The following is a 19,984-nucleotide window of genomic DNA, read 5'->3' as shown; positions in this document are numbered from 1 at the left end:
CACGGTCATCGGGCGGGTGCTCCGCGCGGCCGCCCTTGCCGTGGCTGTGCTACTCGGCCGTACACTGGCTCAGGGCCTGGCACTCTGCCCGTGTGAGTGCCAGGAGGAACGAGACGCCGGGACGGCCGGACTGGAGGTGCGCGGAATGCTCAGTGAACGCAGGCTCGAAGTGCTGCGCGCCATCGTCCAGGACTATGTCGGGACGGAGGAGCCGGTCGGCTCCAAGGCACTCACCGAGCGCCACCAGCTCGGGGTCTCCCCGGCGACGATCCGCAACGACATGGCAGCCCTGGAGGACGAGGGGTTCATCGCCCAGCCGCACACCAGTGCCGGGCGGATCCCGACCGACAAGGGCTACCGGCTGTTCGTCGACAAGCTGGCCGGCGTCAAGCCGCTGTCCAGCCCGGAGCGGCGGGCGATCCAGAATTTCCTCGACGGCGCCGTCGACCTCGATGACGTGGTCGGCCGCACGGTCCGGCTGCTGGCGCAGCTGACCCGGCAGGTCGCGGTCGTCCAGTATCCCTCCCTGACCCGCTCCACGGTCCGGCACGTCGAGCTGCTGGCGCTGGCCCCGGCCCGCCTGATGCTCGTACTGATCACGGACACCGGGCGGGTCGAGCAGCGACTGATCGACTGCCAGGCGCCGTTCGGCGAGACGTCCCTGGCGGATCTGCGGGCACGGCTCAACAGCCGGGTCGTGGGCCGCAGGTTCGCGGATGTGCCGCAGTTGGTGCAGGATCTTCCGGAGTCCTTCGAGCAGGACGACCGCGGCACGGTCTCGACAGTGCTGTCGGTGTTGCTGGAGACTTTGGTGGAGGAGACCGAAGAGCGACTGGTGATCGGCGGTACCGCCAATCTCACGCGCTTCGGGCACGACTTTCCACTGACCATCCGGCCGGTGCTGGAGGCCCTTGAGGAGCATGTGGTGCTGCTCAAGCTGCTCGGGGAGGCCAAGGACTCGGGCATGACCGTACGTATCGGGCATGAGAATGCCCATGAAGGCCTGACGTCCACATCGGTCGTCGCGGTCGGCTACGGTTCGGGCGACGAGGCAGTCGCCAAACTCGGCGTGGTCGGACCGACCCGCATGGACTACCCCGGAACGATGGGAGCGGTACGCGCAGTGGCACGTTACGTCGGACAAATCCTCGCGGAGTCGTAAGTGGCCACGGATTACTACTCGGTCCTCGGCGTCGGCCGCGACGCCTCGCAGGACCAGATCAAGAAGGCCTTCCGTCGGCTGGCGCGCGAGCTGCACCCGGACGTGAATCCGGACCCCAAGACCCAAGAGCGGTTCAAGGAGATCAACGCCGCTTACGAGGTCCTGTCGGATCCGCAGAAGAAGCAGGTCTACGACCTCGGCGGCGACCCCCTCTCGCAGGCCGGCGGCGGCCAGGGCGCGGGCGGATTCGGCGCGGGCTTCGGCAACTTCTCCGACATCATGGACGCGTTCTTCGGCACCGCGTCGCAGCGCGGCCCGCGCTCGCGCACCCGCCGGGGCCAGGACGCCATGATCCGCCTCGATGTCGAGCTGAACGAAGCGGCCTTCGGCACGACCAAGGACATCCAGGTCGACACCGCCATCGTCTGTACGACGTGCACCGGCGAGGGCGCGGCGCCCGGCACCTCGGCGCAGACCTGCGACATGTGCCGCGGCCGCGGTGAGGTCTCGCAGGTCACCCGGTCCTTCCTCGGCCAGGTCATGACGTCCCGGCCGTGCCCGCAGTGCCAGGGCTTCGGCACGGTCGTACCGACGCCGTGCCCCGAGTGCGCCGGCGACGGTCGGATCCGCTCCCGCCGCACCCTGACCGTCAAGATCCCCGCGGGTGTCGACAACGGCACCCGCATCCAGCTCGCGGGGGAGGGCGAGGTCGGCCCCGGCGGCGGCCCCGCCGGCGACCTCTATGTGGAGATCCACGAGCTGCCGCACGCGGTCTTCCAGCGGCGCGGCGACGATCTGCACTGCACGGTCACCATCCCGATGACGGCGGCGGCGCTGGGCACCAAGTGCCCGCTGGAGACGCTGGACGGGGTCGAGGAGATCGATGTCCGGCCCGGCACCCAGTCCGGCCAGTCCATTCCGCTGCACCAGCGCGGGGTGACGCATCTGCGCGGTGGCGGCCGCGGTGACCTCATCGTCCATGTCGAGGTGCAGACGCCGTCCAAGCTCGACCCGGAGCAGGAAGAGGTGCTCCGGCGGCTGGCCAAGCTCCGCGGTGAGGAGCGGCCCACGGGGCAGTTCCAGCCCGGGCAGCAGGGGCTGTTCTCGCGTCTGAAGGACGCGTTCAACGGGCGATAGCCCAGGTGGGCCGGGGTGCGACGGCGTGCCCCGGCAAGCCGCCACAGCGTGGCCCCGATGCGGGGCGAGGCGGTGGGCGTGACACGATGTGGTCATGCCCACCGCGCTCACCGATCTCTGCCGCCACCCGATCGTGCAGGCCCCCATGGCGGGCGGCGGATCCGGGCCCGAGCTGGCCGCCGCCGTCTGCGGCGCCGGCGGTCTCGGCTTCCTCGCCGCCGGCTACAAAACCGCCGACGGGATGTATCAGGAGATCAAACAGCTGCGGTCGCTGACCGACCGGCCCTTCGGCGTCAACCTCTTCATGCCGCAGCCGTCCCTGGCCGACGGCTCCGTCGTCGAGGTCTACCGCGAGCAACTCGCGGGCGAGGCCGCCTGGTACGAGACCGAGCTCGGCGACACCGACGGCCCCGTCGACGACGGCTACGAGGCCAAGCTCGCGATCCTGCGCGAGGACCCGGTGCCGGTGGTGTCCTTCACCTTCGGCTGCCCCTCGCGCGCCGTCCTCGACTCCTTCGCGCAGGTCGGTACGTACACGGTCGTCACGGTCACCACCGCCGCCGAGGCGCAGGCCGCACAGTGGTCGGGAGCGGACGCGGTGTGCGTGCAGGGCGTGGAGGCCGGCGGCCACCAGGGCACCCACCGGGATGATCCGCATGCGGACGGGACCGGGGCGGGGCTGGGGCTGCTGGCGCTGCTCGGCCAGGTCCGCGAGGCCGTACAGATTCCGGTGATCGCCGCGGGCGGGCTGATGCGCGGCTCGCAGATCGCGGCGGTGCTGGCCGCCGGGGCGTGCATGGCGCAGCTGGGCACCGCCTTCCTCGCCACCCCCGAGTCGGGCGCCAACCCGCTGCACAAGCAGGCGCTGACCAACCCCCTGTTCACCCATACCGAGTTGACCCGGGCGTTCTCCGGACGGCCGGCCCGCGGGCTGGTGAACCGCTTCATGCGGGAGCACGGCCCGTACGCTCCGGCCGCCTATCCGGCCGTCCACTACCTGACCTCCACCGTCCGCAAGGCCGCGGCCAAGGCGGGCGACGCCCAGGGCATGAACCTGTGGGCGGGGCAGGGGCACCGGCTGGCCCGGGAGCTGCCCGCCGGGCGGCTCGTGGAGGTACTGACGGCGGAACTGGACGCGGCGCGCGCCGCGTTGACCCTGCCCGGGAGCAGCGGCGGCAGCGCGTCATGACCGCGCCCGTCTTCCTGATCGATTCGCTCGCGGACGTACGGGCCGGGGGCACGCTGACCCTGGACGGTCCCGAGGGCCGGCATGCGGTGTCGGTGCGCCGGCTGCGGACCGGCGAGGAGGTCGTGCTGACGGACGGCCAGGGCACCGGTGCGTACGGCACGGTCGCCGCCGTCGAGGGCAAGGACCGGCTCACCGTCGCGGTCACCGCGCTGCGTACCGAGGCCCCGCCGCAGCCCACGATCACCGTGGTCCAGGCGCTCCCCAAGGGCGACCGCGGCGAGCTGGCGGTCGAGACGATGACCGAGACCGGTGTGGACGCCATCGTGCCCTGGCCGGCGGCGCGTTGTGTCACCCAGTGGAAGGGCGAGCGGGCCGCCAAAGCGCTGGGCAAATGGCGGGCCACGGCCCGCGAGGCGGGCAAGCAGTCGCGCCGGCTGACCCTTCCCCAGGTCGCCGACCCGATGACGACCAAGCAGGTGGCCGCCCTGCTCGCCGACGCGGACTTCGCGGCCGTGCTCCACGAGGAGGGCAGCTCCCCGCTGGCCACCGCCGAACTCCCCGCCCAGGGCTCGATCGTGCTGGTCGTCGGGCCGGAGGGCGGCGTCTCCCCGGAGGAGCTCGCCACCTTCGCCGAGGCCGGCGCCCGGCCCTACCGCCTGGGCACGACCGTGCTGCGTACGTCCACGGCGGGCACCGCGGCGACGGCGCTGCTGCTGGGGCGCACGGGGCGCTGGAGCTAGGGCGTGTCTTTCGGATCACCCCGGGCCCGCGGTGTCCGGCTGTTCTCCACGCAACGATCGTGGCACGGCCCACTGACAACGCCGCGGTGCGCCGGGACGACGCAGCGGTGCGCCGGCCGGGCCCTCAGGAGCCCGTCGGCGCACCGCCGTTCATGCGAAGGGGGCCGGCCGCCCCGGGCCGGCCGCCCGGTCAGACCAGCTCGGCCGAGAGCGTGATGTTCTTGACGCCCGCCAGCGCCTGGCTCACCGGGCAGTTGGCCTTGGCGTCCTGCGCCGCCGCCTGGAAGTCCTCCTCCGACAGACCGGGGACGCTGGCCTTGACGGTCAGGGCGATGGCGGTGATGCCCTCGCCGGGCTGGAAGGTGACGTCGGCCTTGGTGTCGAGGGCGGCGACGGTGTATCCCTTGCCCGCCAGGCCGTGCGAGAAGGCCATGGAGTAGCAGGAGGAGTGGGCCGCCGCGATGAGCTCCTCGGGGCTGGTGACGCCGTTGGGCTGCTCCGCGCGGGCGGGCCAGTTCACGTCGTACGTACCGACCTTGGAGGACTCCAGGGCGACGGTGCCCTTGCCCTCCAGGAGGTTGCCTTCCCAGTGGGTCGTGGCGGTGCGCGTGGTTGCCATGGTGCAAAACTCCCGGTAGTGGACGAAAGCGTTTCCGGCCACAGCTTAGTGATCCGCGGACCGGGCCGCCGCGGTCGGTCCGCCGTGCCCCGCCCGCCCGGCCCCCGTACGGAGCGGCCGCCGTCCCGCGCGGCCTGTGCCCCGGGCCTTTCCGCGCCCCATGGGTGCCGCCCGGTAGCATCCGAGGGCCGTATGCACCGTGCGTACGGGGACGAGCTGGGAGGAGCCACCGGTGGCGGGAGAACCGCAGGCCGATTGCCTGTTCTGCAAGATCGCGGCGGGGGAGGTGCCGGCGACCATCGTCCGGGAGACCGAGACCACCGTGGCGTTCCGCGACATCAACCCCCAGGCCCCGACCCACATCCTGGTGATCCCCAAGGTGCACTACGCGAACGCCCTGGAGCTGTCCGCCGCGGAACCGGCCATCGCCGGTGACGTACTGCACCAGGCGGGTCTGCTGGCCGCCGAGGAGAAGGTCGACGAGACCGGCTACCGCATCGTGTTCAACACCGGCCCCGGCGCCGGCCAGACCGTCTTCCACGCCCATGCGCACCTGCTGGGCGGCCGCGACCTGCAGCGTCTGGTCTGACGGGGCCGACTTGTCCGTACGCGAACTGGTCGTCCTCGGGACCGCCAGCCAGGTCCCCACCCGGCACCGCAACCACAACGGCTATCTGCTGCGGTGGGACGGTCACGGGCTGCTCTTCGACCCCGGAGAGGGCACCCAGCGGCAGATGCTGCGTGCCGGGGTCGCCGCCCATGACCTGAACCGGATCTGTGTCACGCACTTCCACGGTGACCACTCGCTGGGCCTGGCCGGGGTGATCCAGCGGATCAACCTCGACCGGGTGCCGCATCCGGTGACCGCCCACTATCCGGCCAGTGGGGAGCACTTCTTCGAACGGCTGCGGTACGCCACCGCCTACCGGGAGACGGTCCGGCTCGTCCAGCGGCCGGTGACCGCCGACGGCGAGCTGGACCGCTCGCCGTCGTACGTCCTGGAGGCGTACCGCCTCTCGCACCCCGTCGAGTCGTACGGCTACCGCCTCGTGGAGCCGGACGCCCGCCGGATGCTGCCGGAGCGACTGGCGGCCCACGGGATCAGCGGGCCGGACGTCGGACGGCTGCTGCGGCTCGGCGAGCTGAACGGCGTCACCCTCGACGAGGTGAGCGAGCGGCGCCGCGGCCAGCGGTTCGCCTTCGTCATGGACACCCGGCTGTGCGAGGGCGTCCATACGCTCGCCGAGGGGGCCGACATGCTGGTCATCGAGTCGACGTTCCTCGACGAGGACACCGAACTCGCCGTGGAACACGGTCACCTCACCGCCGGGCAGGCCGCCGGGGTGGCCGCCCGGGCCGGGGTGCGGCATCTGGTGCTGACGCACTTCTCGCAGCGCTACGCCGACCCCACGGAGTTCGAGCGGCAGGCCCGTGCGGCGGGCTTCACCGGCGAACTGACCATTGCGCAGGACCTTTTGAGGGTAGCGCTGCCGAAGCGGCGGTGAGCGCGAGCGGTGCTGAGCGCGTACGGCGCTGAGCGGGTACGGCGCTAAGCGGGTACGGCGCTGACCGGGTACGGCGCTGAGCGCGAGCGGCGCGCCGGGCTGCGCACGGCAGTGCTCTCCGGCCCGCCCCGCCCGGGCTGGCCGGAGGCGGGGTCACGGCAGGAAGTACATCGGGTTCGGCAGCTTGAAGGTGCGGTCCCCGGCACCGCCGCTCAGGTCGCTGTACTGGTCCCCGAAATTGGCGACGATGTTGTAGCCGAGGGACTCGATGTGCTTGCGGGTGCCCGACTTGTACTCGACGGTCGTGCAGGTGGCGCCGCACGGCAGGTAGGCCGGCGGGTGCTCGGTGTTCTTCAGGTAGACGTGCCGGCGGTCCAGCGACACCCCGTAGCCGACGTTCTTGAGGTTGCGCACGCTCCAGGTGCGCTGCGCCTCCTTGCGGCCGGTGAGGAAGAAGACCTCGGCGCCCTTGTCGTGCGCCCAGTTGACCAGCCGGTCCATCCCGAAGACCGGGTCCATGTCGGTGCTTTCGAGGTACTTGTCCTGGCTCTCCGGGGTGAAGTGGAAGCCGACCTGGAGCTCGTAGTTGTAGGTGAGGAGGGTCGTGTCGTCGATGTCGAGCACGATGGCCGGCTTCGCCCTGCCGCCGGTCCGCCCATCCCGGTCGTGCCGGTCGAGGGCCTTGGTCAGATAGGCGCGGGCTCTGGTCTCGATGCCGCGGACCTGACGTGCGTAGTTGCTGTGCGGGGAGGCGTAGTGCTGACCGTCCGCCGTCACCGTGTCGCCGTAGTACGCCTTGATCTTGTCCTGCACCTGCGTGAGGTTGGGGATCTCCTTGTCGGTGCGCGGCACGGAGTGTTCGGCGGTGGCCTGGCCGATGCCGAACACGGCGGTGCCGGTGACCAGGGCGGCGACCGTCGCGGCACCGAGGCGGGCCCTGCGGGAGAGGGCGGTGCGGAAACGGGTGGGGCAGGGCATGCGCGGCTCCTCAAGTTGTCATGAGCGGACCCAGCAGGTCGGGCCCAGCGGGTCGGACTCAGCGGGTCGGCCCCAGTAGGTCTAACAGAGCCTCACATCGGTATCTACGCGCGAAGATTCAACGGTTGGTAAAGGCTGGTGGGTAACGGCTGGGCGCCTGGCGGGAGTTGACGGCCGCGAGGCGCTCCGGCCGGGCCCGCAGCCGGAGTGCGGACCACGCAGACTACGCAGGTGCTGTCGACGGCTCGTGCGGACCACGCAGCAGCCGTCGACGGCCGGCCCCGAGCCCGGCTCGCCGCGCGCCCCGTACACCCGCCCCGTACGCCCGCTCCGGCCGTTCCCCGCTGGTGGAGCGGCCGGCCGCCGGCCCACGGCCGTTGATCACGGACCCGGCCGAGGTCCTGTGCGCGAGGGCCCGCCCCGCGTACGGTGAGGCTCGGCTCAGTGGCGGTGCGCCACAGTGGTCCCGTACGTGATCTTTGAAAGGGGCTGTCCCGATGGCACAGGAAGTGCGCGGCGTGATTGCGCCGGGGAAGAACGAACCGGTCCGGCTGGAGACCATTGTCGTGCCGGATCCGGGGCCCGGCGAGGCCGTGGTGCAGATCCAGGCGTGCGGGGTGTGCCACACCGATCTGCACTACAAGCAGGGCGGCATCAACGACGACTTCCCGTTCCTGCTCGGGCACGAGGCGTCCGGCGTGGTGGAGTCGGTCGGCGACGGGGTCACCGAAGTGGCGCCGGGTGACTTCGTCATCCTCAACTGGCGGGCGGTGTGCGGCCAGTGCCGGGCCTGCCGGCGGGGCCGCCCCCAGTACTGCTTCGACACCCACAACGCCCGGCAGAAGATGACGCTCAAGGACGGCACGGAGCTGAGCCCGGCGCTGGGCATCGGTGCCTTCGCCGACAAGACCCTGGTCGCCGCCGGACAGTGCACCAAGGTCGACCCCGAGGTCTCGCCCGCGGTGGCGGGGCTGCTGGGCTGCGGAGTGATGGCGGGCATCGGCGCGGCAATCAACACCGGCAACGTCGGGCGCGGCGACTCGGTCGCGGTCATCGGCTGCGGCGGCGTCGGCGACGCAGCCGTAGTGGGCGCGCGGCTGGCCGGCGCCTCCCGGATCATCGCGGTGGACGTCGACGACCGCAAGCTGGAGACGGCGCGCTCCATGGGCGCCACCGACACCGTCAACTCCCGTACCACCGACCCCGTCGAGGCGGTCCGCGGGCTCACCGGCGGCTTCGGCGCGGACGTCGTCATCGAGGCGGTGGGCCGCCCCGAGACGTACCAGCAGGCCTTCTACGCGCGCGACCTGGCCGGAACCGTCGTCCTGGTGGGCGTTCCCACCCCGGACATGACCCTGAAGCTCCCCCTGCTGGACGTCTTCGGCCGCGGCGGCGCCCTGAAATCTTCCTGGTACGGCGACTGTCTGCCCTCCCGCGATTTCCCGATGCTGATCGGCCTCCACCAGCAGGGCCGGATCGACCTCGGCGCCTTCGTCACCGAGACCATCGGCATCGAGGACGTCGAGCAGGCCTTCGCGCGGATGCAGGCGGGCGACGTCCTGCGCTCGGTGGTGACGCTCTGATGGCGGCCCGCATCGACCACCTGGTCACCTCCGGAACCTTCTCGCTCGACGGCGGCACCTGGGACGTCGACAACAACGTCTGGATCGTCGGGGACGACGACGAGGCGATCGTCATCGACGCGGCGCACGACGCCGACGCCATCCACCAGGCCCTCGGCGGCCGGACGCTGCGCGCGATCGTCTGCACCCACGGGCACAACGACCACATCGACGCCGCCCCGGCGCTGGCCTCCCGCACCGGTGCCAGGATCCATCTGCACCCCGCCGATCTGCCGCTGTGGAAGATGACCCACCCGGACTCCTCGCCGGACGCGGAGCTGGCGGACGGCCAGGTGCTGACCATCGCCGGTACGGACCTGACCGTGCTGCACACCCCGGGCCATGCGCCCGGCGCGGTCTGCCTCCACGCCCCCGAGCTGGGCACCGTCTTCACCGGCGACACCCTCTTCCAGGGCGGCCCCGGTGCCACCGGCCGGTCCTTCTCGGACTTCCCGACGATCGTCGCCTCGATCCGGGACCGGCTGCTGACCCTGCCCCCGGGGACGCAGGTGCGCACCGGGCACGGCGATCCGACGACGATCGGGGACGAGGCCCCGCACCTGGAGGAATGGATCAAGCGGGGTCACTAGGACAGGCACGGTCACCAGGACAGACGGGGCACCAGGGGCCTTCGTAGGCACTGGGGCCTGACCCCATCGGGCAGGCCCCAGGCCCTGTCGCAATTCCCGCCTGCCCCGCGGGCGAACGACGGGTATTTGACGACAGGGCCTAGGCGTCCCGGTAGTGATCCCGGACTTCGGGGCGTTGCTGGAAGCCGGCTGACGTGTAGGTGGCGACGGCGCCGACATTGGAGCTCGGGGTGCAGACGAGCGCGCTCGACGAGCCCAGCTCCTGGAGCGCGGCCGCCGCGGCGACGGTGATCGCCTCGCCGTAGCCGTGACGGCGGTGTTCGCGGTGCACGCCCATCGGTTCGAGCAACCCGGGCCTCCCCGGACCGGCCGACCACACCGTCACCGCCGCCACCGCGTTGGCCTGGTCGTCGTACGCGACCAGACACCGGGCGTCGGCGTACGGCAATCCGGCCGCCATCGCGTGCCAGCGCTCGTCCGTGAACTTCGAGCCGTCGAACGCCGCCCGATGTACGGCGGCGAACACGTGCGCCTGCTCCGGCCCGACCGCCTCGATCCGCACGCCTGGGTCCTGCACCGGCTCCGTGAGGTCGCGGCGCAGCGGCGTCCACGGCTCATCGGCGTTCCAGCCGTCCTCGGACAGCAGATCGTGGACGAGTGCACCCGTCGGCGCCTCGATGTTCACCTTTCCCTCGGGCAGCACGCCGCGCTCCGGTTCGGTCACGTCGTCGACCAACTGCCGCGCCAGCTCCTCGTCCCGCTGGGCGTCCGGCGCGATCGTCAGCCGCAACAGCCCGGGGCCGTCCAGCAGCCCGACGGCGAGAATCCGCCCGTCCCGGCTCCACGTCCTGACCGCCGCGGCGGTCGCTTCCGCACCTGACCGCCAGAACCAGCCCAGGTCCCCCGGATGCAGTTGCATCGGCGCCCCGTCGTGCTGCTACTCCCGCAGCGCGCCCACGGCCGCGCTCAGCCCGTCAACTCCCGGCATGCCCAACGCAATCGCCATGGCCCCGATCACACACCACGGCATCGACAGTCCGCACCCGGTTTCCGGCCGACCTGCCGACCGACCGACCGGCGCGGTGCGGGCGGCCGGCGCGGTGCGGGCGGGCGGTGCGGTGCGGGGCGGGCTTGAGGATTCGGGAAAGGCGGCCGATGAGCGAGGAGACACGGCCCAACTGGAGGAGAGGCGGCCCAACTAGGGGAGGGGCGAACACATCCCGTAGGGGAGGCGAGCGCCCCCTCGGGGCCTCAACGCGGCGGGGCGGGGGCGGTATTCCCGGTTCCCAGCTCCCGGCCCCCGGTAGTCAGGCCCGAGGTCAGCCCTCGGTAGTCAGCCCCCGGAGGCCACCCCCCGGCCGTCAGCCCTCCACAGCCGCCCGCTGAAGGATGCGGGCCGCCACCGCCGGGGAATCCACCAGCGGATGCAGCGCCAGCGCCCGCAGGGCGGCGCTGCGGTCCTTGAAGGTCGCCGCCTCCACGGTCGCCCGCTCCACCGCCTTGAGCTGGAGCATCAGCCCCAGCTGGTCCGCCCGCAGGGGCGCGGTGGGCAGCGGCCGGGGGCCCTTGGCGGTCACCTCGCACACCGTTTCCACGATCGCGTCCGGCGCCAGCTGTGGCACCGTCGTCCCGTTGCGGACATTCAGGATCAGCCGGGTGCCGCTGTCGCCGGTGATGGCGTGCATCAGCGCCAGCGCCACCTGGTCGTAGCCGCCGCCCTCCAGGTCGTGGCTGTCGCGCTGCCAGCCGCCGGTCGCCTCCCGGCTGTGCGCCATGTACGTCTCCTCGCGCTCCAGCCGGGTCGCCTCCCACAGCCGGTAGGCCTCGTCCGGGCCGCCGGCCGCCGCGGCCCGCGCGAAGAAGCCGCCCTGCTGCTGGTCGAGGAACTCGCCGCGGGTCTCCCGGGTGTGCCGTACGGAGTCGAGGGTCTCGCGGCGGAAGTAGTAGTAGTGCAGGTACTCGTTCGGCAGCGCCCCCAGGGCCCGCAGCCAGTCCCCGCCGAAGAGCCGGCCCTCCTCGAAGGACCCCAGCGCGGCGTCGTCGGCCAGCAGCCCCGGCAGCAGGTCGGCGCCGTCCACCGTCAACGACCGCAGCCAGCCGAGGTGGTTGAGGCCCACGTAGTCGTAGCCGGTCCGGGCGGGGTCCGCGAGGGCCGCCGGGTCCGCGCCGGCCGCCCGTGCCGCCCGGCGTACCAGCCCGACCGGCGAATCGCAGATCCCGATGGCGCGGTCGCCGAGCACCTGGGACATCGCCTCGGTGACCGTGCCCGCGGGGTTGGTGAAGTTGATGACCCAGGCCCCCGGGGCGAGCGCGGCCACCCGCTCGGCGATGTGCAGCGCCACCGGGACCGTCCGCAGCCCGTAGAGGACACCGCCCGCGCCCACCGTCTCCTGGCCGAGCACCCCCTCGGACAACGGGATCCGCTCGTCCCGGATGCGCCCGGCCGTACCGCCCACCCGGATCGCCGAGAAGACGAAGCCGGCGCCGGCCAGCGCCTCGTCCAGCCCCTCCGCGACCCGTACGGGCACCGGCGCCGGATGCCCCTGTGCCAGCCGCGCCAGCACCTCGGCGATCACCGCCACCCGTTGTGGATCGGTGTCGTGCAGCACCACCTCGGAGACGGCGGGTGCCGGGTCGGCCAGCAGCGCGCGGTAGACCAGCGGCACCCGGAAGCCGCCCCCGCCGAGAATCGTCAGCCTCATGGGGCGGAACGTACCGCAGCATCAGGCACACTGGCGGCACGTGCAGATACGAGAGGGGAGAGCACGGTGAGCAGCCGACGCGATGACCTTCCGCCCGCGGGCCCGGCCGCGGTGCCACCGAGCCTCGATCCGCTGGCCGGGGTACGCGCCGACGGCGATCCGCGCACCGACGTCTACCTCACCGGCACGGTCTTCCTGGACATCATCTTCACCGGCCTGGATTCCGCTCCCGTCCGCGGCACCGAGTCCTGGGCCCGCGGTATGGGCTCCAGCCCCGGCGGCATCGCCAACATGGCCACCGCGCTGGCCCGGCTCGGTCTGCGCACCTCACTGGCCGCGGCCTTCGGCGACGACCACTACGGCGAGTACTGCTGGGAGGCGCTCGAACAGGGCGAGGGCATCGACCTGGCGCTGTCCCGCACGGTCCCCGGCTGGCACTCCCCGGTCACCGTCTCCATGGCGTACGAGGGCGAGCGCACGATGGTCTCGCACGGCCACGAGGCGCCGCCGCCCGACTTCGCCTTCGACGGCAAGCACGCCCCGGGCTGCCCGCCGCCGTCCCGCGCCTGCGTCGCCTCGCTGGTGCCGGGCCGCCGGGAGAGCTGGCTGGGCTGCGCGGCGAGCCGCGGCAGCCGCATCTTCGCGGACGTGGGCTGGGACGACAGCGGGCGCTGGGACCCCGCCGACCTCGCCGACCTCGAACACTGCGAGGCGTTCCTGCCCAACGCCGAGGAGGCGATGCGCTACACCCGCACGGACTGCCCGCGCGCCGCCGCCCGCAAGCTCGCCGACCGGGTGCCGCTCGCGGTGGTCACGCTCGGTGCGGAGGGCGCCTGCGCGGTGGACGGGCGGACCGGCGAGTGCGCCGAGGTGCCCGGCATCGCCGTGGAGGAGCTGGATCCCACCGGCGCCGGGGACGTCTTCGTCGCCGGTTTCGTCACCGGCACGCTCGCGGACTGGCCGCTCGCCGACCGGCTCGCCTTCGCGGGGCTGAGCGCCGCGCTGTCGGTGCAGGAATTCGGCGGCTCGCTGTCCGCCCCGGGCTGGGCCGAGATCGCCGCCTGGTGGCAGCAGGTGCGGGCCTACGAAGCGGGCGCACCGGGTGCGCTGCGCCGCCACTACGCCTTCCTGGACGAGGTGCTGCCCGCGGCCTACCGGCCCGCCCCGCTGGCCCGCGCGCTGCCGACCCTCGGCTTCCGCCGCCCGGCCTGAGCTGCACCGGAGCCGGTTTCCGGGTGCTCCCGCGCCGCCTCGTGGCGGCCCGGACTGCTCCGTCCGGCGGGAAAAGCCCTCGGGGCTGTCGGTGCCCCGTCGTACTCTTGTATCCCAAGGAGTCGAGTGCAGGCAGGCACCTCTTATGAGCAAAGGATGGGGTTGAGCAGGCCACCGAGCCGCCCTATGACTCAGACACCGACGCAACCGCAGGCACGCGCCCAGTTCACCGTCCCGGCCAAGCACCCCATGGTCACGGTCCTGGGATCCGGAGACTCTCTTCTGCGCGTGATCGAAAAAGCCTTCCCGGCGACCGACATCCACGTCCGGGGCAACGAAGTCAGCGCGGTCGGCGACGCCCGGGAGGTCGGCCTCGTCCAGCGCCTTTTCGACGAGATGATGCTGGTGCTCCGCACCGGACAACCGATGACGGAGGACGCAGTGGAACGCTCCATCGCCATGCTGCGGGCGGCGGAGGACGGCGAAGGCGCGGTCAGTGAGACCCCCGCCGAGGTGCTCACCCAGAACATCCTCTCCAACCGGGGCCGCACGATCCGCCCCAAGACCCTCAACCAGAAGCGCTATGTCGACGCCATCGACAAGCACACCGTCGTCTTCGGCATCGGCCCGGCCGGCACCGGCAAGACCTACCTCGCCATGGCCAAGGCCGTGCAGGCGCTGCAGGCCAAGCAGGTCAACCGCATCATCCTGACCCGGCCCGCGGTCGAGGCCGGCGAGCGGCTCGGCTTCCTGCCGGGAACCCTCTACGAGAAGATCGACCCGTATCTGCGCCCGCTCTACGACGCGCTGCACGACATGCTCGACCCCGACTCCATCCCGCGCCTGATGGCCGCGGGCACGATCGAGGTCGCCCCGCTGGCGTACATGCGCGGCCGGACCCTGAACGACGCCTTCATCATTCTCGACGAGGCGCAGAACACGAACCCCGAGCAGATGAAGATGTTCCTCACCCGCCTCGGCTTCGATTCGAAGATCGTCGTCACCGGCGATGTCACCCAGGTCGACCTCCCGGGCGGCAAGAGCGGTCTGCGCCAGGTCCGGGAGATCCTGGAGGGCGTCGACGATGTGCACTTCTCCCTGCTCACCAGCCAGGACGTGGTCCGGCACAAGCTGGTCGGCCGTATCGTCGACGCCTACGAGAAGTACGACAGCCAAAACGGCCAGTGAGCCCGCCGGCCGGTCGACCCGGCCGGCCCCGGAGCCCCACCGACCCACCATCGGGCACGTACCGAGAAGCGAGAAGCAACACCCTCATGTCCATCGACGTCAACAACGAGTCCGGCACGGACATCGACGAGCAGGCCATCCTGGACGTCGCCCGCTACGCCGTCGCCAGGATGCGCATCCACCCGCTCTCCGAGCTGTCCGTCATCGTCGTGGACGCCGAGGCCATGGAGCAGCTCCATCTCCAGTGGATGGACCTGCCCGGCCCGACCGATGTGATGTCCTTCCCGATGGACGAGCTGCGTCCGCCGGCCAAGGACGACGAGGAGCCCCCGCAGGGGCTGCTCGGTGACATCGTGCTGTGCCCGGAGGTCGCCAAGAAGCAGGGCGAGGAGGCCCCCACCGGCCACAGCATGGACGAGGAGCTCCAGCTGCTCACCGTCCACGGCGTGCTCCACCTCCTCGGCTACGACCACGAAGAGCCGGACGAGAAGGCCGAGATGTTCGGTCTGCAGGCGGCGATCGTCGATGGCTGGCGCGCCGAGCAGGGCCTGACCGGCCCCTCGCCGGCCCCCACCGTGACCTGACGGGACACCCGATGACCACCCAGCTGATCGCGGTCGCGGTCCTGCTCGTCGTGATCGCCTGGCTCGCCGCCTGTGCGGAGGCCGGCCTGGCCCGTACGACCAGCTTCCGCGCCGAGGAGGCGGTCCGCTCCGGCCGCCGCGGCAGCGCCAAGCTCGCCGCCGTCGCCGCCGACCCCACCCGCTACCTCAATGTCGCGCTGCTGGTGCGGGTCGGCTGCGAGATGGCCGCCGGTGTCCTGGTCACCTACGCCTGCCTGCGCTCCTTCGAGGAGACCTGGCAGGCGCTGGCCGTCGCCATCGGGGTGATGGTGCTGGTCTCCTATGTCGCCGTCGGGGTCTCACCGCGGACCATCGGCCGCCAGCACCCGCTGAACACCGCGACCGCCGCCGCCTACGTCCTGCTGCCGCTGGCCCGCATCATGGGACCAGTCCCGCAGCTGCTGATTCTCCTCGGCAACGCCCTCACCCCCGGCAAGGGCTTCCGCAAGGGCCCGTTCGCCTCCGAGGCCGAGCTGCGCTCCCTGGTCGACCTCGCCGAGAAGGAGTCGCTGATCGAGGACGAGGAGCGCCGGATGGTGCACTCGGTCTTCCAGCTCGGCGACACCCTCGTCCGTGAGGTGATGGTGCCGCGGACGGATCTGATCGCCGTCGAGCGCTTCAAGACCATCCGCCAGGCGCTGACCCTCGCGCTGCGCTCCGGCTTCTCCCGGATCCCGGTGACCGGCGAGAACGAGGACGACATCGTCGGCGTCGTCTATCTCAAGGACCTCGCCCGCAAGGTCCACATCAGCCGCGACGCCGAGAACGAGCTGGTCTCCACGGCCATGCGCCCCGCCGTTTTCGTCCCCGACACCAAGAACGCCGGTGATCTGCTGCGGGAAATGCAGCAGGACCGCAATCACGTCGCGGTGGTCATCGATGAATACGGCGGCACGGCCGGCATCGTCACCATCGAGGACATTCTTGAGGAGATCGTCGGTGAGATCACCGACGAATACGACCGTGAACTGCCGCCCGTCGAGGATCTCGGTGACGGCCGCTATCGCGTCACCTCCCGGCTGGACATCGGCGACCTCGGCGAGCTGTACGGCCTGGCCGAGCTGGACGACGAGGACGTCGAAACGGTCGGCGGGCTGCTCGCCAAGCTTCTCGGCCGGGTCCCGATCGCCGGCGCCACCGCCGAGGTCGACCTCTCCTACGACGCCTCCGACCCCGGTCTGGCGGCGCTCCGGCTGACCGCCGAGGCACCGGCCGGACGCCGCAACAAGATCATCACGGTGTTGTGCGAGCCGGTGCGCCCGGAGGGCGCGAGCGCCGCCCAGGAGCAGTCGACCGGAGGCCGGTCCGCCGGCTGAACGGACGCGGAACGCCCCGCGTAATTCTTGGTGACGGCACCCGCCGCGTAATTCCCGGTGACGGCGGGAACATTTCCGCCGTCACCGGACCGCCGGTCACTCATCGCCCCGGGCCACCGGTAACTCATCTCCAGTGCACCGCACATGTTCTGCAAGCCATTTCCCGGGACGCTGGATTCGGTGCGCCGCGCCATGGAAGGATCTTCAGGCGGCCCAGCACCATGCGGCCGCCACGGGTATTGCGGAAGAGAAATCTTGCAATGCAGGTTGCCCCGGCCACGGGGGACCGGGGCAACCACCTTTTCCCTCGGCCGCGGCTTTTCCCTCAGCCGCGGCGCGCCGCACGGACCGTCCGCAGCCCGCCGGCCACCAGCAGCGCGACCACCGCGACCAGCGCCGCGTCCAGGCCCAGGCCCAGCTTGATGCCGCCGAGCGTGGCCTCGGCGAAGCCGCTGCCGTCCGCCCGCAGCGTGGCGATGTGCGCCGAGGCGACCGCGCTCAGCAGCGGAATGCCGAGGGTGATGCCCACCTGCTGGGAGCTGGTGACCAGACCGGTGGCCAGGCCCTGCTGGTCGTCCGGGACACCGGAGGTGGCGGTCACGCCGTACGCGACGATCGCCCACAGATGGCCGAGGCTGCCGCAGGACACCGCGATCAGAGCCAGCCAGCCGCCCGTCCCGGTACCCAGGCCCAGCAGCGACGCCGTGCAGCCGGCCTGCAGCAGCAGCCCGGTCACCAGGGTGCGGCGGGCACCGAACCGGCCGATGACCCGCGGGGCGACGAGACCGGCGAGCGCGGAGACCGCGCCCTGCACCCCGAAGAGCAGACCGGTCCACAGGGCGGACAGCCCCAGCACTTCCTGGAGGTAGAGCGTCAGCAGGAAGATGACGGCGCTCATCATCGCGAACGTCGTCAGGCCCGCCAGATTGCCCCAGGCGACGCTGCGGCGGCGCAGCATCGGCAGCGACACCAGCGGCTGCTTCGCCCGCGACTCCACCCGGACGAACGCGGCCAGCAGCACACCGCCGACGACCAGCCCCACCGGCACGTCCGGGCGGCCGAAGCCCTGCTGGGCGGCGGTCGACAGGGCGTAGATCAGCGCCAGCAGCCCGCCGGTGACGGTGATCGCGCCGGGCAGATCGAGGCGCGGCCGCGCCGGGTGCCTGGACTCGGTCAGCAGCATCGGCGCCGCCACCAGGACGGCCACCCCGGCCACGGACAGCAGGCCCATGGTCGAGCGCCAGCCCAGCGCATCGGTCATCACCCCGCCCAGCACCATGCCGATCGTGAAGCCCAGCGAGAGCAGGGTGCCGCTGATGCCCAGGGCACGCTCGCGCTGCGGGCCCTCGGCGAAGGTGGTGGTCAGCAGCGACATCCCGGTCGGCACGATGATCGCCGCGCCCAGCCCCTGGAGCGCCCGTCCGGCCAGGAAGACGGCCGGCGACCAGGCCAGCGCGGCCAGGACGGAGGCCGCGGTGAACAGCGCGAGCCCGATGAGGAACAGCCGGCGCCGCCCGAAGAGATCGGCGATCCGGCCGGCCAGCAGCAGAAAGCCGCCGGAGGGCAGCGCGAACGCGGTGACCGCCCACTGCAGATCGGCCTGGCCCATGCCCAGGTCCCGGCCGAGCACGGGCAGCGCCACATTCAGGATGGAGAAGTCCAGCGCGATGACGAACTGCGCCGCACAGAGCAGCAGCAGGATGAGCTTGTCGCGCGGGGTCATCCGTGCGCCGGCGGACGAGGCGGCGGGGGCCGGGGCCGCGGACGAGGCGGCGGCCGGGGAGGTGGGTGCGTCCGCCCGGCCACCAGGGCGGTGCGACGCGGGAGGTGAGGTCTCGGTTACTGGCATGCTCCGAGCCTGCGGCCGCGGAATACGCCGTGGGGAGCGGGAACTTATCGTGGTGTACGCACCACCAGCCACGCACACAGGGGGAGATACGTGGCCTCGAACGCAGCCACCCAGGACGCCGCGCGCCGCCGCCAGGAACTCCGCGACTTCCTGATGACCCGCCGCGCCCGGGTCACCCCGGCCGAGGCGGGCCTGCCCGACGGCGGCCGCCGCCGCACTCCGGGACTGCGCCGTGAGGAGGTCGCCGTCCTCGCCGGGGTCGGCGCGTCCTGGTACCAGTGGCTGGAGCAGGGCCGCGACATCACCGTCTCGCCGCAGGTGCTGGACGCGGTCGCCCGGGTACTGCGGCTCAACGGTGCCGAACGGCGGCATCTGTACGTCCTGGCCGGGCTGAACCCTCCCCCGCGCCAGGACGCCGAGGAGCTCGGCGGCACCGATGTGTGCGCGGGCCTCCAGCGGCTGATCGACGCCTGGATGCCGTTCCCGGCGCACATCATGGACCCGTACTGGAACACCATCGCCTACAACGAATCGGCGCATCTGGTGCTGGGCCACGGCCGGCCCGGCGTCTCGCGCAACTGCCTGATCGCGTTCTTCACCGACCCCGTCTACCGTGCGCGGGCCGCCAGTTGGGAGACCAACGCCCCCCAGGTCGTGGCGCAGTTCCGCGCCGCGTGTTCGGTCCGGCCCGGGGACGAGGGCTTCGACGCGGTCGTGCGGGAGACCTCCGCGCTCAGTGCGGAGTTCGCCGAGCTGTGGGCGCGTGCCGACGTCCAGGACGGCGGCACGCTGCACAAGGAGTTGGACCATCCGCTCGTCGGCGCCCTGCTCTTCGAGACCACCCTGCTGCGGATCCCGGTCCGCCCCGACCTGAGCATCGTGCTGCACAACCCGCGCGCGGAGTCGGACACCGCGGCGAAGCTGGAGTGGCTCACCTCACCGGAGGGCCGGCGCGGGGGGATGTCCTCGGTCGCGGGCTGACGCGCCTTGGGGCGGCCCGGGGTGCAGGGCCCGCGTGAAGGGCCCGCGCCGCCCGCATATGCTCGCCGGTATGAGCGATGCCGCACCCCTGGACCCCGAAGACCGCAAGATCATCACGCTCGCGCGCTCGGCGCGGGCCCGCAACGGCGTGCCCGAGGGCGCGGCCGTCCGCGACGAGACCGGCCGTACCTACGTCGCCGGCACCGTCGCCCTGGATTCGCTGCGGCTCAGCGCGCTGCAGACGGCCGTCGCGATGGCCGTCGCCAGCGGGGCCACCTCGCTGGAGGCCGCGGCCGTGGTCACCGACGCCGAGGACGCCGCCGACGCGGACCGCGCGGCCGTACGGGACCTCGGCGGCCCCGGCACGCCCGTCCTCGTCGCCGGTCCGGACGGCACCCTGCGCAGCACGGTCCCGGCGGGCGAGCCGCAGGCCTGAGCCGCCGGCGCATACGGGACGGCAGTACGGGCGGCCTGCCCGCACCGGAGGGCCGCCCCGCCGGGCACGGTGCGCCTAGACGAGTAAGTCCTATCTCCTTTCGTCCGCCCGTAGGGCGGGGCCCGCGGCGTCTGG

The 19,984-nt window shown here is 72.1% G+C and carries 18 protein-coding genes and 1 pseudogene; 14 read left to right on the top strand and 5 right to left on the bottom strand.

The genetic code is table 11. The annotated features are described in order from the left end of the window. The first annotated feature begins 145 nt into the window (after nucleotides 1-145). The 4 genes from hrcA to EST54_RS24085 all read left to right on the top strand — a co-directional run bounded on the left by hrcA (nucleotide 146) and on the right by EST54_RS24085 (nucleotide 4,228). Nucleotides 146-1,162 (top strand): heat-inducible transcriptional repressor HrcA, encoded by a 1,017-nt coding sequence (gene hrcA / locus EST54_RS24100; protein ID WP_093483176.1) that lies wholly within the window; start codon nucleotides 146-148, stop codon nucleotides 1,160-1,162. Then, entirely contained in the window at nucleotides 1,163-2,299 is a 1,137-nt protein-coding gene (dnaJ, locus tag EST54_RS24095) for a molecular chaperone DnaJ (protein ID WP_006605686.1), read from the top strand. 94 nt (nucleotides 2,300-2,393) lie between these two features. Next, nucleotides 2,394-3,488 carry a nitronate monooxygenase gene (locus EST54_RS24090; RefSeq protein WP_129249817.1) on the top strand — a complete coding sequence of 365 codons (1,095 nt, stop codon included), beginning with the start codon at nucleotides 2,394-2,396 and terminating at the stop codon, nucleotides 3,486-3,488. Then, complete coding sequence (locus EST54_RS24085) at nucleotides 3,485-4,228, top strand: 16S rRNA (uracil(1498)-N(3))-methyltransferase (protein ID WP_129249816.1); 744 nt, start codon at nucleotides 3,485-3,487, stop codon at nucleotides 4,226-4,228. The genes EST54_RS24090 and EST54_RS24085 overlap by 4 nt, the downstream gene beginning before the upstream one ends. A gap of 190 nt (nucleotides 4,229-4,418) precedes the next feature. On the opposite strand, the gene EST54_RS24080 is transcribed toward EST54_RS24085, so the two are convergent. Continuing rightward, nucleotides 4,419-4,847: an OsmC family protein gene (locus EST54_RS24080; protein ID WP_129249815.1), complete on the bottom strand. Its 429-nt coding sequence runs from the start codon at nucleotides 4,845-4,847 to the stop codon at nucleotides 4,419-4,421. Between the two features lie 232 nt (nucleotides 4,848-5,079). On the opposite strand from EST54_RS24080, the gene EST54_RS24075 reads away from it, so the two are divergent. Together EST54_RS24075 and EST54_RS24070 are read left to right on the top strand one after the other, a co-directional pair. Then, nucleotides 5,080-5,436 (top strand): histidine triad nucleotide-binding protein, encoded by a 357-nt coding sequence (locus EST54_RS24075; RefSeq protein WP_129249814.1) that lies wholly within the window; start codon nucleotides 5,080-5,082, stop codon nucleotides 5,434-5,436. Nucleotides 5,437-5,446: 10 nt separating this feature from the next. Next, a complete protein-coding gene (locus EST54_RS24070; protein ID WP_129249813.1) occupies nucleotides 5,447-6,352 on the top strand; it encodes a ribonuclease Z in 906 nt (301 codons plus the stop codon). 153 nt (nucleotides 6,353-6,505) lie between these two features. On the opposite strand, the gene EST54_RS24065 is transcribed toward EST54_RS24070, so the two are convergent. Continuing rightward, the gene (locus EST54_RS24065; RefSeq protein WP_129249812.1) at nucleotides 6,506-7,330 is read right to left on the bottom strand and encodes an HAD family acid phosphatase; all 825 of its coding nucleotides are present in this window, start codon (nucleotides 7,328-7,330) and stop codon (nucleotides 6,506-6,508) included. A gap of 497 nt (nucleotides 7,331-7,827) precedes the next feature. Here EST54_RS24065 and EST54_RS24060 point away from each other — a divergent pair, with 497 nt between their 5' ends. Continuing rightward, on the top strand, nucleotides 7,828-8,913 hold the full coding sequence (locus EST54_RS24060) for an S-(hydroxymethyl)mycothiol dehydrogenase (protein WP_129249811.1): 1,086 nt from the start codon (nucleotides 7,828-7,830) through the stop codon (nucleotides 8,911-8,913). Then, on the top strand, nucleotides 8,913-9,542 hold the full coding sequence (locus tag EST54_RS24055; protein ID WP_129249810.1) for an MBL fold metallo-hydrolase: 630 nt from the start codon (nucleotides 8,913-8,915) through the stop codon (nucleotides 9,540-9,542). Before EST54_RS24060 ends, EST54_RS24055 begins: the two co-directional genes overlap by 1 nt. 139 nt (nucleotides 9,543-9,681) lie before the next feature. Here EST54_RS24055 and EST54_RS24050 read toward each other — a convergent pair. Next, nucleotides 9,682-10,548: pseudogene (locus EST54_RS24050) on the bottom strand (GNAT family N-acetyltransferase). A gap of 355 nt (nucleotides 10,549-10,903) precedes the next feature. After that, nucleotides 10,904-12,244 carry a family 4 glycosyl hydrolase gene (locus EST54_RS24045; protein ID WP_129249809.1) on the bottom strand — a complete coding sequence of 447 codons (1,341 nt, stop codon included), beginning with the start codon at nucleotides 12,242-12,244 and terminating at the stop codon, nucleotides 10,904-10,906. Nucleotides 12,245-12,310: 66 nt separating this feature from the next. On the opposite strand from EST54_RS24045, the gene EST54_RS24040 reads away from it, so the two are divergent. The 4 genes from EST54_RS24040 (at nucleotide 12,311) to EST54_RS24025 (ending at nucleotide 16,583) form a co-directional block, all read left to right on the top strand. Then, nucleotides 12,311-13,456: a carbohydrate kinase family protein gene (locus EST54_RS24040; protein ID WP_129249808.1), complete on the top strand. Its 1,146-nt coding sequence runs from the start codon at nucleotides 12,311-12,313 to the stop codon at nucleotides 13,454-13,456. A 186-nt stretch (nucleotides 13,457-13,642) separates the two neighbouring features. Further along, on the top strand, nucleotides 13,643-14,644 hold the full coding sequence (locus EST54_RS24035) for a PhoH family protein (RefSeq protein ID WP_129249807.1): 1,002 nt from the start codon (nucleotides 13,643-13,645) through the stop codon (nucleotides 14,642-14,644). 86 nt (nucleotides 14,645-14,730) lie between these two features. Then, a complete protein-coding gene (ybeY, locus tag EST54_RS24030; protein WP_129249806.1) occupies nucleotides 14,731-15,228 on the top strand; it encodes an rRNA maturation RNase YbeY in 498 nt (165 codons plus the stop codon). Nucleotides 15,229-15,239: 11 nt separating this feature from the next. Further along, nucleotides 15,240-16,583, top strand: a complete 1,344-nt coding sequence (locus EST54_RS24025) for a hemolysin family protein (RefSeq protein WP_129249805.1) — start codon at nucleotides 15,240-15,242, stop codon at nucleotides 16,581-16,583. Between the two features lie 325 nt (nucleotides 16,584-16,908). Here EST54_RS24025 and EST54_RS24020 read toward each other — a convergent pair whose 3' ends face one another. Continuing rightward, nucleotides 16,909-18,306 carry an MFS transporter gene (locus EST54_RS24020; RefSeq protein ID WP_129249824.1) on the bottom strand — a complete coding sequence of 466 codons (1,398 nt, stop codon included), beginning with the start codon at nucleotides 18,304-18,306 and terminating at the stop codon, nucleotides 16,909-16,911. Between the two features lie 216 nt (nucleotides 18,307-18,522). Between EST54_RS24020 and EST54_RS24015 the strand changes: the two genes are divergently transcribed. Together EST54_RS24015 and EST54_RS24010 are read left to right on the top strand one after the other, a co-directional pair. Next, complete coding sequence (locus tag EST54_RS24015; protein WP_129249804.1) at nucleotides 18,523-19,413, top strand: helix-turn-helix transcriptional regulator; 891 nt, start codon at nucleotides 18,523-18,525, stop codon at nucleotides 19,411-19,413. A 58-nt stretch (nucleotides 19,414-19,471) separates the two neighbouring features. Beyond that, a complete protein-coding gene (locus EST54_RS24010; RefSeq protein WP_174857502.1) occupies nucleotides 19,472-19,849 on the top strand; it encodes a cytidine deaminase in 378 nt (125 codons plus the stop codon). Nucleotides 19,850-19,984 lie beyond the last annotated feature (135 nt).

The sequence above is a fragment of the Streptomyces sioyaensis genome (genome assembly GCF_004122735.1).
Lineage (GTDB): Bacteria > Actinomycetota > Actinomycetes > Streptomycetales > Streptomycetaceae > Streptomyces > Streptomyces sioyaensis.
The sequence above is the reverse complement of the archived record's forward strand: the minus strand, read 5'-3'. Positions and strand labels throughout refer to the sequence as shown.

Bases quoted from the DNA above. Each gene is read 5' to 3' on its own strand.
- hrcA (WP_093483176.1), top strand. From the start codon at position 146: ATGCTCAGTGAACGCAGGCTCGAAGTGCTGCGCGCCATCGTCCAGGAC.
- EST54_RS24025 (WP_129249805.1), top strand. From the start codon at position 15,240: ATGACCACCCAGCTGATCGCGGTCGCGGTCCTGCTCGTCGTGATCGCC.
- EST54_RS24085 (WP_129249816.1), top strand. From the start codon at position 3,485: ATGACCGCGCCCGTCTTCCTGATCGATTCGCTCGCGGACGTACGGGCC.
- EST54_RS24080 (WP_129249815.1), bottom strand. From the start codon at position 4,847: ATGGCAACCACGCGCACCGCCACGACCCACTGGGAAGGCAACCTCCTG.
- EST54_RS24090 (WP_129249817.1), top strand. From the start codon at position 2,394: ATGCCCACCGCGCTCACCGATCTCTGCCGCCACCCGATCGTGCAGGCC.
- EST54_RS24055 (WP_129249810.1), top strand. From the start codon at position 8,913: ATGGCGGCCCGCATCGACCACCTGGTCACCTCCGGAACCTTCTCGCTC.
- EST54_RS24035 (WP_129249807.1), top strand. From the start codon at position 13,643: ATGACTCAGACACCGACGCAACCGCAGGCACGCGCCCAGTTCACCGTC.
- EST54_RS24065 (WP_129249812.1), bottom strand. From the start codon at position 7,330: ATGCCCTGCCCCACCCGTTTCCGCACCGCCCTCTCCCGCAGGGCCCGC.
- EST54_RS24020 (WP_129249824.1), bottom strand. From the start codon at position 18,306: ATGACCCCGCGCGACAAGCTCATCCTGCTGCTGCTCTGTGCGGCGCAG.
- EST54_RS24010 (WP_174857502.1), top strand. From the start codon at position 19,472: ATGCTCGCCGGTATGAGCGATGCCGCACCCCTGGACCCCGAAGACCGC.
- ybeY (WP_129249806.1), top strand. From the start codon at position 14,731: ATGTCCATCGACGTCAACAACGAGTCCGGCACGGACATCGACGAGCAG.
- EST54_RS24045 (WP_129249809.1), bottom strand. From the start codon at position 12,244: ATGAGGCTGACGATTCTCGGCGGGGGCGGCTTCCGGGTGCCGCTGGTC.
- EST54_RS24060 (WP_129249811.1), top strand. From the start codon at position 7,828: ATGGCACAGGAAGTGCGCGGCGTGATTGCGCCGGGGAAGAACGAACCG.